At 35.8% G+C, this 16,347-nt stretch carries 13 protein-coding genes; 3 read left to right on the forward strand and 10 right to left on the reverse strand.

The window, feature by feature from the left end; translation table 11 throughout:
- Positions 1-71 precede the first annotated feature (71 nt).
- From FJR08_RS10285 to FJR08_RS10310, 6 genes are all read right to left on the reverse strand, one after another.
- Positions 72-1,109, reverse strand: coding sequence for an NAD(P)-dependent oxidoreductase (locus tag FJR08_RS10285; RefSeq protein ID WP_168633104.1), 1,038 nt, complete (start codon positions 1,107-1,109; stop codon positions 72-74).
- Positions 1,110-1,243: 134 nt separating this feature from the next.
- Entirely contained in the window at positions 1,244-2,458 is a 1,215-nt protein-coding gene (lhgO, locus tag FJR08_RS10290; protein WP_168633105.1) for an L-2-hydroxyglutarate oxidase, read from the reverse strand.
- Between the two features lie 27 nt (positions 2,459-2,485).
- The gene (gene rfbF / locus FJR08_RS10295) at positions 2,486-3,262 is read right to left on the reverse strand and encodes a glucose-1-phosphate cytidylyltransferase (RefSeq protein WP_168633106.1); all 777 of its coding nucleotides are present in this window, start codon (positions 3,260-3,262) and stop codon (positions 2,486-2,488) included.
- Positions 3,263-3,875: 613 nt separating this feature from the next.
- Complete coding sequence (locus tag FJR08_RS10300) at positions 3,876-6,068, reverse strand: tetratricopeptide repeat protein (protein ID WP_168633107.1); 2,193 nt, start codon at positions 6,066-6,068, stop codon at positions 3,876-3,878.
- 129 nt (positions 6,069-6,197) lie between these two features.
- On the reverse strand, positions 6,198-6,980 hold the full coding sequence (locus FJR08_RS10305; RefSeq protein WP_168633108.1) for a PP2C family serine/threonine-protein phosphatase: 783 nt from the start codon (positions 6,978-6,980) through the stop codon (positions 6,198-6,200).
- A 53-nt stretch (positions 6,981-7,033) separates the two neighbouring features.
- Complete coding sequence (locus tag FJR08_RS10310) at positions 7,034-7,708, reverse strand: VWA domain-containing protein (RefSeq protein ID WP_015077998.1); 675 nt, start codon at positions 7,706-7,708, stop codon at positions 7,034-7,036.
- An 855-nt stretch (positions 7,709-8,563) separates the two neighbouring features.
- Here FJR08_RS10310 and FJR08_RS10315 point away from each other — a divergent pair.
- The 3 genes from FJR08_RS10315 (at position 8,564) to FJR08_RS10325 (ending at position 13,100) form a co-directional block, all read left to right on the forward strand.
- The gene (locus FJR08_RS10315) at positions 8,564-9,946 is read left to right on the forward strand and encodes a response regulator (protein WP_168633109.1); all 1,383 of its coding nucleotides are present in this window, start codon (positions 8,564-8,566) and stop codon (positions 9,944-9,946) included.
- A gap of 416 nt (positions 9,947-10,362) precedes the next feature.
- Positions 10,363-12,132, forward strand: a complete 1,770-nt coding sequence (locus tag FJR08_RS10320; protein WP_168633110.1) for a DUF3696 domain-containing protein — start codon at positions 10,363-10,365, stop codon at positions 12,130-12,132.
- Positions 12,133-12,137: 5 nt separating this feature from the next.
- The gene (locus FJR08_RS10325; RefSeq protein ID WP_168633111.1) at positions 12,138-13,100 is read left to right on the forward strand and encodes a hypothetical protein; all 963 of its coding nucleotides are present in this window, start codon (positions 12,138-12,140) and stop codon (positions 13,098-13,100) included.
- Between the two features lie 263 nt (positions 13,101-13,363).
- On the opposite strand, the gene FJR08_RS10330 is transcribed toward FJR08_RS10325, so the two are convergent.
- The 4 genes from FJR08_RS10330 to FJR08_RS10345 form a co-directional block, all read right to left on the reverse strand.
- Positions 13,364-13,789 (reverse strand): HNH endonuclease, encoded by a 426-nt coding sequence (locus FJR08_RS10330; RefSeq protein WP_168633112.1) that lies wholly within the window; start codon positions 13,787-13,789, stop codon positions 13,364-13,366.
- Positions 13,786-14,127, reverse strand: a complete 342-nt coding sequence (locus FJR08_RS10335; protein ID WP_148759672.1) for a hypothetical protein — start codon at positions 14,125-14,127, stop codon at positions 13,786-13,788. Before FJR08_RS10335 ends, FJR08_RS10330 begins: the two co-directional genes overlap by 4 nt.
- An 83-nt stretch (positions 14,128-14,210) precedes the next feature.
- A complete protein-coding gene (locus FJR08_RS10340) occupies positions 14,211-14,474 on the reverse strand; it encodes a hypothetical protein (RefSeq protein ID WP_041457470.1) in 264 nt (87 codons plus the stop codon).
- Between the two features lie 231 nt (positions 14,475-14,705).
- Complete coding sequence (locus FJR08_RS10345) at positions 14,706-16,298, reverse strand: mechanosensitive ion channel family protein (protein WP_174783062.1); 1,593 nt, start codon at positions 16,296-16,298, stop codon at positions 14,706-14,708.
- Between the last annotated feature and the right edge of the window lie 49 nt (positions 16,299-16,347).

Genomic DNA, 16,347 nt, shown 5'->3' on the forward strand with positions numbered 1-16,347 from the left:
TGCATTCCAAATCATTAATCATGTTGGGTTTTGCTGTCGCTCAACCCAACTTACAATATTTTCGGAAGAAATTAATAATTCTCTTGCTTATTCCAGAAGAAATCTTTGTCAATTTGTTCTGTGCGAATTAGATACTCTAATTGTTTGAGGCGGGTGAATCCTCTAGATAAGAAAGTATCTTCATTCATATCAATTTGCTTGAACAAACTAAATAGTTGACTAGCCCCGATTTGAGCATTCCAATCACACTTGAATCCGGGAAGAATAGTGTTAATCTTTTCAAAAGATACTCGATAGCTGCGATTATCTGAACCGTTAGTACCAAAAGATAATTGACAACCGGGAAAGACATCAGCAACGATTTCTGCTATTTCTTTAACTCGATAATTATTCGCTGTATCACCAACGTTAAAGATTTGATTGTGAATAATATCTCTGGGTGCTTCCAAAGCACAAACAATGGCTTTACAAATATCTAAAGCGTGAACTAATGGCCGCCACGGTGTACCGTCACTGGTCATTTTAATTTCTTTGGTAGTCCAAGCCAAGCCAGCCAAGTTGTTTAAAACAATATCAAATCGCATTCTGGGAGAAGCACCAAAAGCAGTAGCATTCCGCATGAAAGTAGGAGAGAAATCATCATCAGCTAATGGTTGAACATCTCTTTCTACTAATGTTTTACATTCGGCGTAAGCTGTTTGGGGATTAACTGGTGATGATTCTGTAATATCACCTTCACTAGCCACACCATAAACACTACAAGAAGACATATAAACAAAGCGACGGACACCTACTGCTTTTGCCAAATTAGCTAGACGAACTGAACCTAAATGATTAATATCATAAGTAATAGTAGGAGATAATTGTCCAGTCGGATCATTAGATAATTCCGCCATATGAACAATAGCTTCCACCCCTTCTAAATCTTCAGGACTGATATCACGAATATCTTTATTGAGAGTTTTAGCTGTTAAGTGAGTGCCATTATATAGCCAACCAACCTTATAAAAACCAGTATCAACACCAAGAACTTCATGTCCTCTTTGCATTAATAAAGAAGGCAATAAAGAACCAAGATAACCTTCCGTTCCAGTTACTAAAATCTTCATGATTGTTAAAACTTTTGATGTGTAAAATTAAGTTGTTTGTTGAAAAGTCCGCAAATAAAATTCTCTTGTCTTCCTCTTGAGTGCCTCTGCGCCTCTGCGTGTTAGCGAAGCCCGATAAAAAAATGCAGTTCATTCTACAAAGATGCTAAACTGTGCAAATGAGTAGGTTCTGGTATTTGCTTAACTATAGCTTTACCAATTTCCAAAGAAGAAGTTGCAGCGGGTGAAGGTGCATTGCAAACATGAATAGAGTTCTCACCTGCAATGATTAAAAAGTCATCAACAAGCGCACCATTATTCATTAATGCTTGAGCGCGAACTCCTGCATGAGTAGGAATTACATCTTCTGCTTGAACTTCGGGAATTAGTGTTTGCAGACTTTTGACAAATGCTGCTTTACTAAAGGAACGAATGATTTCTTGAATCCCTTCGTCAGCGTGTTTTGCTGCTAATTTCCAAAAGCCGGGATAAGTGATAACTTCGGCAAAATCTCTAAAATCAAAGTCGGTTTTTTTGTAACCTTCACGTTTGAGACTGAGAACTGCATTTGGTCCGGCGTGGACACTGTTATCAATCATCCGGGTGAAATGCACACCGAGAAAGGGGAAATCTGGGTTAGGAACTGGATAAATGAGAGTTTTGACCAGATAGCGTTTTTCGGGGGTAAGTTCGTAATATTCGCCGCGAAAGGGAACGATCTTAGCTTCAGGATTAGCTTTACCTAATTTTGCAATGCGATCGCTATGTAATCCGGCACAATTGATCACAAATCGAGTTTCAAAACTGCCCTTGTTAGTTTCTAATACCTGATTTTTGCCACTGCGGGTAATTTTCACAACTTGGGTATTGAGACGTAAATCTCCCCCTTGATTGCGAATTAATTCGGCGTATTTTAAACAAACTTGTTTGTAATTAACAATCCCTGTATTAAATACCCGAATTCCACCTACACAACTAACATGAGGTTCAACTTCTTTGACTTCTTGAGGACTAATTCTTTTAACAGGAATACCGTTTTCTAAACCGCGGGTGTAGAGATTTTCTAAGCGGGGTAATTCTTGTTCATTAGTGGCAACAATTACCTTGCCACAAACATCATGATCAATATCATACTTTTGGCAAAATTCTACCATGGAACGGCTGCCATCACGGGAGAATTTCGCCTTAAAACTTCCTGGTTTATAGTAAATCCCCGAATGAATTACACCGCTATTATTACCAGTTTGATGAAATGCCCATTCACTCTCTTTTTCTAAGACTAGTATTTTGGCATTTGCATAACGTTCTCCTAAGTCCATGGCTGTGGAAAGTCCAACTATTCCCCCACCAATAATCGCAAAATCATACATTAGTAATTTTTCCTAAATCCAAAATTTCTATTCCCAAACTTGCCAAGGAGCTTTACCACTTTTCCAAAGGTCTTCAAGATAGTTTTTATCTCTTAATGTGTCCATGGGTTGCCAAAAACCATCATGTTTGTAAGCCGCTAACTGTTCTAAATTAGCTAACTTTTCTAATGGTTCTTTCTCCCACACAGTTGAAGTATCAGCAATAAAATCAATTACTTGTGGTTCTAGAACAAAATAGCCCCCATTAATCCAAGCACCATCACCTTCAGGTTTTTCTTGAAAACTGGTAATTTTAGTTTGTTCTTGTCCTAAAGAAATTGCGCCAAATCTTCCTGCTGGTTGCACTGCGCTGAGTGTTGCTAATGTCTTTTGTTCTTGATGGAATTTAATTAATTCTGTAATATTGATATTACTGACACCATCACCATAGGTAAAGCAAAAGGTTTCATTCCCAATATGTTCACGAACTTGCTTTAACCGCCCACCGGTCATTGTATTATCACCTGTATTTACTAAGGTGACGCGCCAAGGTTCAGCATATCCAGAATGGACATTCATTTGATTAAATCGCATATCAAATGTCACGTCTGACATATGTAAAAAATAGTTAGCAAAATATTCTTTAATAATGTACCCTTTGTAACCGCAACAGATAATGAAATCATTAATACCGTGAGCTGAGTAAGTCTTCATTATGTGCCAGAGAATTGGCTTACCACCAACTTCAACCATGGGTTTGGGTCTGATACTGGTTTCTTCACTTAACCTTGTACCCAGACCTCCTGCTAAAATCACTGCTTTCATGTAGTTACCTCAAAAATTTGCAGGTGGGTGATAATTTCAACTAATGGAAATGAAGAGAATGCACAATGATGGCAGAGAACTTGAATGCTTTTTTCTTTCTCTTTATTGGGTAGATAAACATAATTTAACTATTATTTTCTAGAAAATTATAAAGAATAAGTAAATTAAGATATTTTATCTGTAAAATATTTGTAGGAGGAGTCACCGAGTCAGGAGTTCAGGAGTCACCGAGTCAGGAGTCAGGAGTCAGAATAAGAAAGAAGAAGAAAGAAAGAAAGAAAGAAGAAGAAAGAAGAAGAAATAAAAGTCTTTTGGTGGTGGTCTTTTTTCGTAAATTTTGTACCTAATTCAATCCACATACTGCGATAGTAATTTTAATCACAAAAACAAAAACCCCCGATTTCTTGATGAAGTCAGAGGTAGCATTTTAACTGTTATTTTTACCGATTATTGACATTTTAGATGATTTTAATTTCTTCCTTATTCTTCCTTCTTATTTTTTCTTCTTCCTTATTCTTCCTTATTCTTCCTTATTCTTCCTTATTCTTCCTTCTTATTTTTTCTTCTCCTGACTCGGTGACTCCTGACTCGGTGACTCCTGACTCCTTTTATATCAATTACTTTGTCCAAGTAGGGTTGAGTTAGATAATAAACCGTCACATTTATTAGCGACAACAATACAAATGCTACTGAGGGACTGTTGATAATTATCCATATCATTTTCTTCTAAAGAAACTTTAGCGGCTGCTTCTAAATCCGCAACTGCTTGAACATGATTTTTATCAGCTATACCTTCTCCATATTGTGCTAGTTCATAGTAGGCCATACCACGTTTTAGATAAATTTTAGCCAACCGGGAATTGAGTTTAATTGCTTCAGTAAAATCGGCGATCGCTTGTTTATATTCTGCTGCATAATTAGTGCTATATTGAGCCATTTGATAGCGAACCGAACCCCGTTGAAAGTAAGCATCTACTTTTGATGAATTGAGTTTAATGGCTTCAGTAAAATCGGCAATTGATTTTTCGTATTCCTGAAAAGAATTATTGATGTATTTATTGATTTCAAATCGCACAACACCCCTTCTGATATAAGCCTCAGCATCATTTTTATTTATATTGATGGCAGCATTAAAATCCGCGATTGCTTGTTTATATTCTCTGTTAGGGTCACTACTATAGTTAGCAAGCATATAATAAGCATTGCCGCGATTTACATAAGCTTTAACTTCTTGAGGATCTAACTTCAAAGCTTGGTTATAATTAGCTAATGCAGCTTCATAATTATTTAAATTGTACTGAGAATTAGCCAAATCTATATAGCTTTTGGCAGACTGGGGATTCTTTTTAATAGCTTGGGTAAAGTTGACCACTGCCTGTTCATAGTCTTGCCGTTGATAAGCAGTATGACCACGCTGATAATAATCCGTAAAAGAAAGCTTTGGTAAATCAGGAGTTTGATTAGCAGCACGAGACATCAAACTTTGTTGAGTATAAGGATTTTGGGAAACAAAAGGACGGGTAAATTTAATCATTACGTCCAAATAACCCAAAAGACCCAATCCCATCACCCCAACAATGAAACCGTATATCTTGGGGTTTAACTTTTTCCGAGACGGAACATGATAAAACTGCTGGTTTATGGGTTGCCAATGATAGACCGGATAATTTGATTTTAATGGCTGAGTAATCCGTGGAGTCGGAACATAGCGACGTTTAGACTGAGGTTTTTGGCGTGGTTGCAGATGTTGTTTAGAAGCGATCGCTACGAGTGACGGAAACGGATCTCTTCCACCTAATCGTCTAGTCCTCTCACACCAAGGACATTTATCTAAATGATTATGATAAAGATGCTGAGGATTAGCCGCACAAGTCAGCAAACTTTCCTCCACTGCCGCTAATGCCGATAACCAAGTTTGAGCATTAGGACGTAACCGGGGATTGTCATGACCATCTTCAAAACAACGCACAAATAAATCCTGTAAGCTGGGATGAAGCAGATCCCAACCAGGGGAAATCGGAGTGGGCAAATAGGGGACTTGTTTCTTTTGACTATAGGTAAAATGCCCAGAAAGTATCCTCCCCTGGTAGGTTGGAGGTTCTATCCCACCTTGAAATATCCCAGAAAATGGGTGAGTTCCTTCCATTAACAATTGAAAAATCAGTACAGCCAACCCAAATAAATCATGATAATTTTCGCGGTCATAATCAGCAAAAGTTTTATTCTGTAATTCTGGCGGAGTATACTCAGCCTTACCCACAGAACAACGATAGACCAGATTTTCTAATGGTTCGGTCACTTGGAACGAATCTGTATCTACCAATGTCACCAATGCCGTATCACTAACCAGAATATTTGACTCATTCACATCACCAATACAGTATCCGCTGGCGTGCAAAGCCGCAAAAGCTGAGGCTAGGTTACGGGCAGTCCGCAATAAATACTGATAAGAGAACAATGGGCAATGTTGTCGGCGAATCCCCGGATTATAAAAATCCATAATTGGCCGCATTCCCCGAATCCGGGGCATAATAAAGCCCACAATCTTACCGCTACTATCTGCTGCTTGCAACAACTCCTGTGGCCAAGCAATGGCAATATGCCCTAAATTGTCCGTCGGATTAACAGGAGGATTAGCCAGCATTGCCCGCAGTTTTTGGGCATAGGAGATAGTTGGTTTGTGATAGATTTTCGCCACTAGATTGTCATCCAATGGCACTGCATAGATACAAGCTTCACCACCATGTCCCACACTGACAGAGAGGTTGAGAATTTCCGGGTTGGGAAAAGGACGTAGTACCTGCATGGCAGAATTAAGGTTATGTGAAGTAATTGGAATCAGTCAAAAGTTCAGCAACTCAAGAGGATGGCTTTAGCTGGTTTGAGGAGGTAGGAGTTATCCACCAACCTGCAAATAATTCCTGATTACCATAACTCATGAGTTAATAAATGCAGCTAGAACTAAAGTCAAATCATCATCAGTCCGCTTAGTAATCTTATCAGAGCTTAAAAATCTCATTAAATGTTCTTTGGCTAATATTCTATCTTCAGCGTTAGCTACAAACTCGAATAAAGGTAAAAAGAAAGGTTTATGAGGTTCACCAACAATCATATTTAAAGCTAACATCTGTAACCCATCGGTAAGCACACCAACATTAACTATCTCTTCCCGCCATATTTTCAGTTGTGCTGTCTCTAAGGCATCGGGAGATGTTAAAAAGGTCGTTTGATTGATATATTCACCGTTGCTGGGGATGGTTAAGGCTATCAGATTACCCATACTATTTTTAGCTACAGCTAAACCATCACCAACCTGCCCCACAGCCACAATTTCTGGTGTAGCAATCATGACAATTAAGGTAGTTGCTAAATCATGAGGTTGATTGTGACAAATATCCGCCTCAATTTCTATGGCTTTACGGGCTGCTAACATAGCATCAGTTAGCAAATAACCCAAAAAATCATTATTAGCCAGGGTATTACTGGTAATCTCTTGGCGAGAAAGATGCTCTATTGCCGTTTCTACAGCAATCATTGATCCCACCTTTCCTAGTTTAGCAGAACCCGCACCATCGGCTGCTGCTATTACCAACACATTATTGGCTAATAGTTGCCAATGGTGAGCATCCTGACAAAGTTGCTGGTTTTTTGAGTGACTAGTTCCACATACAGATGCAGCTACTATGCGCCATTGAGAAATCTGTTTTGATGTATTCATATAATTTGTTTTCCACAGCTAGTTCAGTTTAAACAACAAGCTGTAATTTTCATCTAAACAGATCCCCACCCAATTGGTGGTAGTGCTACCTGTTCATCTACTTGAGAATGGGATACCGCTGACATACTTGCGGACAGCCATACAAACATCTCAATAAAATTTAATCCTTTTAGCTTGAGTGGACTCCGCACAGCGATTTGACTTAATCTACTCATGTTCGCATTGTCTACGCCCACCGTAAAGAAGGCCACCCGCTTATTAGATTCATCTCCTTGCAGTCTTTGGGATGCTTGTTCGACAACATGATCTAGTTCACCTTGGGGTTCACCATCGGTAATCATAAATACCCAGGGACGGTAGTAAGCAATACCATTAGTTCGATATTGGGATTTACGCTCTTGAATAATATCTAATGCTTTATGAATTGCTGAACCCATGATGGTTAAACCCTGGGCTGTCAGAATTGGCGGATTAAATTGATCAGCAGTTACAAAGTCCTGCACGACATTTACACTACTATCAAAGGTGATAATTGCTACTTCCACTCTTCTGGATGCTAGAGAATTTTTTACCAGTTCATCCTTTAAACTCAACAAACCTTGATTTAAAGCTTCGATTCGTTCCCCCTGCATTGAGCCGGAGGTATCTAGCAATAGCACGCATGGGCAACGGGGTTCGGGATTTTCCGCAAATTCTACAACTTCGTCAAGATTAAACGTATCAATCATAACTTTTTGTGTTATGTTATAATCCAAAGTCTTATTTTCCTTTTACTCAAAGTATATAGTTTCTAGCGCTAGTATGACTAAAATTATGGTATTTTGTCGAAAATACTTGAGTTTTTCGGTAAAGATATTGATTTGCGGTAAATTTGCCAAATATCTCTCCAACTCCTCATAACTAGTACATCACGGCGTAAATAAAGCAACCATATTCAATCGCCAAAAAGCCTACTGTATATTAGTTTTGACTTTTGACTTTTGACTTTTGACTTCCGCCCTGCGGTACTAGCGTTGCATAATTCAAGTATGAATAACCTCACTCAGAGGGAATTACAACTAAGTTCCTGGGTGTAATTTCCAGGAAATGAATACTTTCTCTTCTTTGCTATTCTTGCTCTTGGCTGATAGCTGGGTGCTATAATCAACATATACATTTACATCCATAAATTTTTAAAGATTCTATGTGAGATTTCGTCTGTCTTCAGGTAAATAAATTCATTATTTTTAAATCCCCAAACAGGACGAATATCATTCTGACGGTTGATGAATTTAAATTATCCGAAATATCTCAGCATTCTCCCTCGGATTACTATGTGATTTATCAAAATCAAATAGCTGAAAGATCTGACAAGCAGGAGATTTATATCTAAGCAAATGCTCAAGAATTAGCACAAAAAACCACAAAACTTGTTACATTCAAGATCGCTAGGTAGGAGAATTTTTAGAAAATGTTTTTCGTTGATATTCATAATTTAATAACTTGTGATCATGACTATATTTTCCAGTGATATCATATTACAGCCTGATATTTAATCTTTTCCCATACTATATTGATGTATCCGCCCAAAAAATTGTAAAAATATGAAAAATACTGGCACATTTACCAAACTACCTCCCGCGGGTTTATTAAGACAATTAAGCAATTGTTATGAAACTACCTGTTTACAAGCATTTAGTAACTCTGTATCTTGGTTGATATATATAGAACAAGGAAAAATTATCTATGCGACTCATTCCGTAGAACCTTTTGATAGATTAGAACGACAAATGCGTCGTCTCCATCAACAAATCCCGCTCGTAGATAATGAAGTGCGTGTACAAATGCGCTTGGTGTTTGAAGCTGAAGATCATGATCATTTCCCAAACCAACCTCCAGAATACGAAGCGATTAACTGGCTTGTCACTGAACAACATCTTCTGCCTACTCAAGCAACATTACTTATTCAAGAATTAGTCAAAGAGGTAATTGAATGGTTTATCCTCATTAAAACAGGCACTTATGAATTAGCAGAACCAATCCATGATTTGACAAAAATTTGTCAGTTAGATATCAATACTATCATCGAAGAATGTCAAAATCAGTTACAAAATTGGCGATATCTTGGTAGATATATCTCTTCTCCCTATCAGCGTCCATATTTGTTAGTTAGTAGCAAATTTCAGGATAAAAGATTACCACCACTAAAAGAGAATATCACTAATTGGATGAAGGGTTTTAGCTTACGTCATCTAGCGATTATCATGAATCAGGATGAATTGCAACTAGCTTTAAGTTTATACCCCTATATTGTCAAGGGTTCGATAGTATTACATGAACCAGATCCTCCATTTGATAAATTACCAAAAACAAATGGCAGTCTATTACCATTTTCTGAAGATAGCACAGAATCGGTGAAGGAAAAATTATTTATTTCCGATGTAGCACTAAGCAAAGATCCTCCTCCAGAAACTTTAACTATTTCTGAAAATAATGTTGCGGTTGAACAGCTAGTAACAGACATTGCTGATTTACCTCCAGATGATTTACAACCCGAAACTGTTGATAGTAACATAGATGCTGATTCCCAAAAAGTAAAAGTCAATCAGAGAACTACAGAAAAGACTTACAAAATTATCTCTGTAGATGATAGTCCCACAATTCTCAAGGAAATTAGCCGTTATTTAGAAGATGAGAATTTTACTTTGGTAACTATTAATGAACCAGTAAAAGCAGTTATGTCAATTATTCGACATAAGCCGGATCTGATTTTACTGGATTTAAATATGGCAGGAATTGATGGTTATGAACTATGTCGTATTATCCGCAATAATTCCCTGTTTAAAAATATTCCCATTATTTTTGTGACTAGCAATAAGGGAATTATAGATAAGGTAAAAGCGAGATTTGTCGGTGCTTCGGGATATTTAACTAAACCCTTTACTCGCGCTGAGTTGCTAAAAATGATTTTTATGCACTTGGCATAATGATAGCAAAGTAGGGGTTTAGCATTGCGCTTTACCCTGACTTGATTTTGAATTTAAATTTTGTGCTTCCTTGTCTCAACCAAAGCAACCAACCGTTATTTGAGAAATATAAGTTTTTTAAATGAACATTTTTGGAAAATTGGTAAAGTTGATGTTTATTGAGAATATCTCTCTCTATTCTCAAGATTATTGAGAATATTATCAATAAGTTAACGGAAATAGGTTTTTACAGGATTGATTAATACCCCTTGACTTTTTGTGCTACTATTATAGATAGAATCGGCTAATGCTATATTTAATTTTTGGGCTTAACTAAAAGCCTGTATGGGGTTGGGTATCCTTGCGTCAACCCAACGGACAATATAACTGAAACGACTAGTGTGCGTATACCATGAATAACAATCAAGGATGGGAAAATGTCTATTAGTTTTTCATTATCAAATTTCAAAGGTTTCAAAGAACTTCAGTCAGTAAACCTTAAACCTCTGACAGTTATTTGTGGTACTAATAACTCTGGAAAAAGTTCTTTGATTCAAAGTTTGCTATTGATGAAACAGTCTAACCCAACGAAAAATTTACCAAATACCTATGGACAATTACCATTAACTTTTAATGGTTCATACGTTCAATTAGGCAGTTTTTTAGATGTAGTTTATAACCATTCAAATGATGAAGAAATAGTATTAAAATGGAAAATAGAAAATGAAAAAATAAGAACTATATCTCATATTAGGGATTACTCTATTAATTCAGAATTGACTGTCAAAATAAAAAATATAAAAAATATTGAAATTGAAAAATCTCTTGCCCAAATTGAAGTAAATAATTTCTTATTTAAAGATTTAAATACCAATTTTTCACTGGAATTGGTTAGAAAAAATGATGGTAAATATAAAATAAAACTCAGAAATATTTCAGTAAAAGACATTATTGTACAATGGATATATCGCAATTACAAGTATAGATATCATAGAGCTTTCGACTACATTAGTAAAATTCAAGAATTCTTGAAATATTTAGAAGATAAAAATATTAAATTATTTCAAGAAGGAATTCTTGAAGAAGAATGTTTTGATAATGCTCAAGTAACTTTCCAGAGTATATTTCCTACCCAAATATTAATCAACAATTTTCCTCAACAAAGTTCTAGTATTCTCAAAAGCATAAGAGAAAAATTACCATCAATGGTCAGAGGTAATAAGGTATCAGGCTATTTAGAAAAACTTATTGATACGATTCTTAGCCATTTAGAATTAATAATAACAAGTATTAATTTTGATAAACAACAACCACAAAAAGATAAATATTTAGATATAGATTTATCTCTCTCTAAAGAAAATCAAAATTTATCAATAAGTAATGATGTATCTCTATTAGATTATTACTTTTCCTATAGAGCCACAGTTACATTCTTAAGAGAAATATGGTCAGGATTTAGATATATTGGACCAATACGTGAAGCACCAAAAAGATTTTATCCATTTAATGATTTAAGAATAATAGATATTGGTATAAATGGTGAAAATATGCCATTAGTTTTAGCTGTAGAAAAAGAAACAATTGTTCCTAAATACTATAGATGTATTTATAAAAAAAAATCCATTGAAAAATATGAATTAAGAGATAAAGATAAATTAATTGATAGTGTAAACTGGTGGCTATCTGATTTTAAGAAACTTCCTCCCATACATTCTATCAATGAGCTAAGTGGAATTATAAACCAAGTAAAAGTTGATTCTTTAGGAATTGAATTAGATTTAACAGATGTAGGATTTGGTGTTAGTCAAATTTTACCAATCATTGTGGAATGTCTAAGAATGGCTGAAGGAGAAACAATTATTTTAGAACAGCCTGAGATTCATTTACATCCATCTTTACAATCAAAGCTGGCTGACTTTTTTATTTGTATGGCTAAATCAGGTAAAAATCTTGTAGTTGAAACCCATAGTGAACATTTTATTAACAGACTATGTTTAAGAATTGCTCAAGAAGAGTCTAACGATACCAGAAATTTAATTAACATCCTCTTTGTAAGTTATGATGAGGAAAATAAAAGTTCTATTGCTAAACCTATTGAAATCAATAAATATGGTGAAATAGAAAACTGGCCAGTAGGATTTTTTGATGAAAATGATTCACGAGACTTAATATCAGCCACCTTAAAAAAACGGATGTCTAATTTATAACAAGGATGAAAAACTATCTTGATCCAGTTTATTTAGTAGTTAATGAAGATACTTGGAAAACCAGAGTATATGCAGAAATTTTTGAATCCCTAGTCGAAATTATTGACGATATCGAGGAAGTTGAAAAAGATTCAAATAGTTTATATAAATTGGTTAAATTTCAATTTAGTGAGGAATTATTTAGCAAAATCTATCATTATAATCCTTTTAAAAATGAACCCTCAGTGGAAAATTTTTACGTAAAGTTATTCAGTGATGTGTTGTCAAGATTAACTAGGAGAATTGATTGGTGTCCTAGTAATTGTGAGATACAAGATAGTGTAATTTCGGCTTTTTTATGTACTAATAGTCATGTTCCTGATGAAGTTTTATGTGCTTGGGAATCACTAATTAATCAATGTGGTTCATGTTCTCAGCAGGATTCATTACTTCGTATTATAAGTCCTTTGTCTTATCAAACTAAAATTACATTGGTATCAGAACAATTAATTAATATAGATTTAAAACAAATTACAACGGTATATGAACTATTTGATATCAGCCAACTATTAAAAAAAGAAACTATCAATGATAAGGTGATGAGAAAGATAATAAATATTTGCTATCATCAAGCTGTTTTAACTGGTCGTATGAGTCCTAATTTACTACAGCAAGAGTATATTTTTGATTCAAACTTTTGGAGAACTCTTACCAGTGCAAAAATAACTGAAGAAGATACAGAATACAAACTAAAATTTATTGACTCTCTAACTCAAGTTATTTATGCACAAGATATAGATATTAGATTACATAAATATAAAAATGTGAAAATAACAATTGATCAAAAAAAATACACTAAAATTAGTGCTGATGTATTTCAAATGGGAAGAGGAACTATTGATAGAAGATGTTCACGAATTTTCTTCTGTAAAATAAATAATCAAATATGCTTTTATGAATTTGATCCTGATTCTCATGCAGGGGAGTAATAGATTATGGATTTACTACAGTAACATTTTACTTAGATTAACAATACAACTTCTAAAAAATCAGATCCAAAAGCAGATACAACCGCATTAGAAACAGAAATAGATCAGCTAGTTTATCAACTTTACGAACTAACAGCAGAAGAGATTAAAATTATAGAAGGGTAAACACCACAAATCCCAGATACCCGACTTCTCGAAGAAGTCGGGTATCTAAAAGATAAAGCTTAAACCTTAAAAATATATTTAACCTACTGAATACCTATTCAAATATTAGGTGGATGTTCAGCCATTTTTACCCACATTTTTCGCACACGAGTTAATTGTGGACGGTTCATTTTTAAAGCAGAAATTGTGCTTCTTCCCACAGATGTAAGTCCTACAATTTCCGTAGCATCTTCACTCCAAGTAAAATGATCTATCCATAATTGCTGTTGTGGATGAAATAGTTTAACCTCCTCCTGAGTATCTGGATCAATTGCTGTTTGACGAGTTGCTTTATAGCGATTACAAGATGGACAAGCTAAACATAGATTTTCAAATACAGTTCCTCCACCAGCAGACAAAGGAATAATATGCTCAAATTCAAAAATAGAGACTGTTAAAGCTTCAGCAGTGCGACAATAAGCACAACAATTAGCAAAGTGATTACGAATTTTTTTGTGTAATTCAACAGAAATATAAACACTCATGCTACTTGCTGCTGATTTTGCAAAATATTTAATGTGTATCTAGCTCTAGTTTTAATAATATTTAATTGGTCAACTTGTGCTAATAATTTATCTAAAGTTTCAGTTTCAACCTTTGATAATTGATTTTGAGAATTTTTAATTAATAACTCCTGTAATTGCGTCTGAGTTTTAGGAAATAAAGAACTTTCTGCTAAAGCTTGTAACTCATCTATACTTAAACCAATCAATAATTCAGAATCTAAAGATAAGTTAGTTAGTTGTTGATAGGTTTCTAAATTTAACAGTACCCCAACCTTTTCTCCCTGTGCGTTAGTGATATATTGAACTGATTCAGACATGGCTTTACAGTCAAATTTGATAGTTTTATTGTAACTTATGATTGAATCCCAGATCCCCGACTTCTCGAAGAAGTCGGAGATATCTACGCTGCTTCTCTCAATGGGGTGGGTACAGACACTTCTGGAAACGGTAGAGAAAGCTGTTCTGGTGATGGTATTGGCGCTTCTTGTAATACCGTGACTTCAATATTTACACTGACTAAATAACTACCTGTATCTGCACCTACGGCTTCAGAAATTATTTTAGCTATATCTGGACGTTTTGCGGTTAAAGGATCACGGATAATACAACGATCCCATTCATGCTTGGCTGTGGGGTTAAGATTGAGAATATAATGCTTCATCATAGGTGTAGTCCTTAAAATCCTTATTCCATAAGTCTTTCCAGGTTTGAAGACTATTTCCATAGTATAGTACAAATTTACTAAAATAGCAAGAGAATCATCAAAAATTGCCTTTAATAAGAAAAGCTACTTTACATAGAAATATACAAAAACGCAAAGACGTTCCATAAAACGCCTCTACGATTTTCTTGATGGAGATGAAAGATGGTTATGTGACTAAAGAAACTTGATAATTTAAGTTTCTGATGTTGCACTTGTGGAAAACTCATCCTGAGAATTCAATAACTGCACCTCATTAATCCAATTTGCTTGTTGCGGTACGGGAATATAAATTCCGGCTGCGTCTAAGGTGATTTTTAGGCGACGACGATATTCTCGCGCTACGTTCCATTGTTTAAGCGGTTGGGTTTTGATCCAAACGCGAATCATCACACCGCGATCGCTAAAATGCTCAACACCCAAAACATTTGGCTTTTCCAGAATTTGATGTTTCCATTCGGGATCTTGACTCATCTCCAAACCCACATCTTTAATTATCTTCAAAGCCTCATCTACATCCGCTTGGTAAGAAACCGGAATACTTAAATCAGCCCGTGACCAACGACTAGAAAGATTAGCTACAATCTTCACCTCACTATTGGGGATAGTAATTAAGCGTCCTTCCGAATCTCGAACTTGAGTCATTCGCAGATTCAACTTTTCCACCAAACCGCCCACAGTACCCACAGTAATCATATCACCCAGGGCATATTGGTCTTCAAAAATAATCAGAAAGCCGTTAATTGCGTCTTTGATTAAGTTTTGGGAAGCGAGGGATATAGCCACACCGACTAAACCAGCACCAGCTAACAGCGGAACGATATCTATCCCCAAAGATATCAAAGCTAGTAAGCTACCTGCACCCACAAAAATAATCGTAGTGATACTTTTAGTTACGCCGGAAAATGTGGATATTCTCAATTGCAAACGTTCGGATGTTTCTGGAGTTAATAAAGCCCCACCACTCACTATGGTTGAGGTAAAATGATCTATTAAGGCATAGGTAAACCGCACAGCTACATAAGTTCCCACCGCGACAATAGTTAATTTAATGGGAATTTGGGCAATGGTGAGAATCCCAATTTGGAAGGCGCGTGTGTAGGGAAATAGTCCTAAAATAATTAAACTACCACTGCCCCAAATCCCTGCTTGTGCTATTTGAAAAAGTCTAGTTTTGACTTCTTGAAGATGCTGCTGTTGTTGTTGATTTAATAGTTTGGTAATTGGTGCAGTATCTTTGGAAATAGCCGGGATAGAATCGGCTGCATTCTTGCTTAAACGCTTTTGCCAACGCCTGACACCCCAACTGATGATGATCATTGCCAGTGTCCCCACAGCAGCAATTTCACCTTGCTGAATTAAAAACCGAGTTTGTCGTTCTTGCTTGGCTTGTTGCAGGTGTTGTTTTAAGTCATCACTAATTTGATTTGCTAATGTTAACGGGTTTGCCTGTCCAACATCTTCGTAGGTAATGGTCATCAGGTATTGGTCATTAACAAAAATCGTCGGTAATCCTTTAACTGTGCGATTCTGCACTTTAACTTCTGTTGCAGATGCCTGTAAATAATTATGGGTGATATCCTGTAAATTCTGTTGAATGTTTTGAAAACGTTCGGGAAATTTGGTTTTTGAGGCAGTGATGCTAAATAAAGGATGACCATCTAAATTAATCCAGCCAGATACCATCTTATCATCTACCTTATTGCTTGAACTACTGGGAGTGGGCAGAAAAGGTAAAGGAGAAAACTGGGCTGTGGCTTTGGTGACAGAACCGATGGTAATTACCATTGTCCCTGCTACCGCTAAAAATCGAAGTATCACTAAAACACCTCCTTGT

The organism is Dolichospermum sp. UHCC 0260 (genome assembly GCF_009711985.1).
In the GTDB taxonomy this organism is placed as follows: domain Bacteria; phylum Cyanobacteriota; class Cyanobacteriia; order Cyanobacteriales; family Nostocaceae; genus Dolichospermum; species Dolichospermum lemmermannii.

Coding starts and splice junctions, on each gene's coding strand:
- FJR08_RS10330 (WP_168633112.1), bottom strand. CDS start 13,789: ATGAGTGTTTATATTTCTGTTGAATTACACAAAAAAATTCGTAATCAC.
- FJR08_RS10305 (WP_168633108.1), bottom strand. CDS start 6,980: ATGAATACATCAAAACAGATTTCTCAATGGCGCATAGTAGCTGCATCT.
- FJR08_RS10345 (WP_174783062.1), bottom strand. CDS start 16,298: ATGGTAATTACCATCGGTTCTGTCACCAAAGCCACAGCCCAGTTTTCT.
- FJR08_RS10300 (WP_168633107.1), bottom strand. CDS start 6,068: ATGCAGGTACTACGTCCTTTTCCCAACCCGGAAATTCTCAACCTCTCT.
- FJR08_RS10325 (WP_168633111.1), top strand. CDS start 12,138: ATGAAAAACTATCTTGATCCAGTTTATTTAGTAGTTAATGAAGATACT.
- FJR08_RS10320 (WP_168633110.1), top strand. CDS start 10,363: ATGTCTATTAGTTTTTCATTATCAAATTTCAAAGGTTTCAAAGAACTT.
- lhgO (WP_168633105.1), bottom strand. CDS start 2,458: ATGTATGATTTTGCGATTATTGGTGGGGGAATAGTTGGACTTTCCACA.
- FJR08_RS10340 (WP_041457470.1), bottom strand. CDS start 14,474: ATGATGAAGCATTATATTCTCAATCTTAACCCCACAGCCAAGCATGAA.
- FJR08_RS10335 (WP_148759672.1), bottom strand. CDS start 14,127: ATGTCTGAATCAGTTCAATATATCACTAACGCACAGGGAGAAAAGGTT.
- rfbF (WP_168633106.1), bottom strand. CDS start 3,262: ATGAAAGCAGTGATTTTAGCAGGAGGTCTGGGTACAAGGTTAAGTGAA.
- FJR08_RS10285 (WP_168633104.1), bottom strand. CDS start 1,109: ATGAAGATTTTAGTAACTGGAACGGAAGGTTATCTTGGTTCTTTATTG.
- FJR08_RS10310 (WP_015077998.1), bottom strand. CDS start 7,708: ATGATTGATACGTTTAATCTTGACGAAGTTGTAGAATTTGCGGAAAAT.
- FJR08_RS10315 (WP_168633109.1), top strand. CDS start 8,564: ATGAAAAATACTGGCACATTTACCAAACTACCTCCCGCGGGTTTATTA.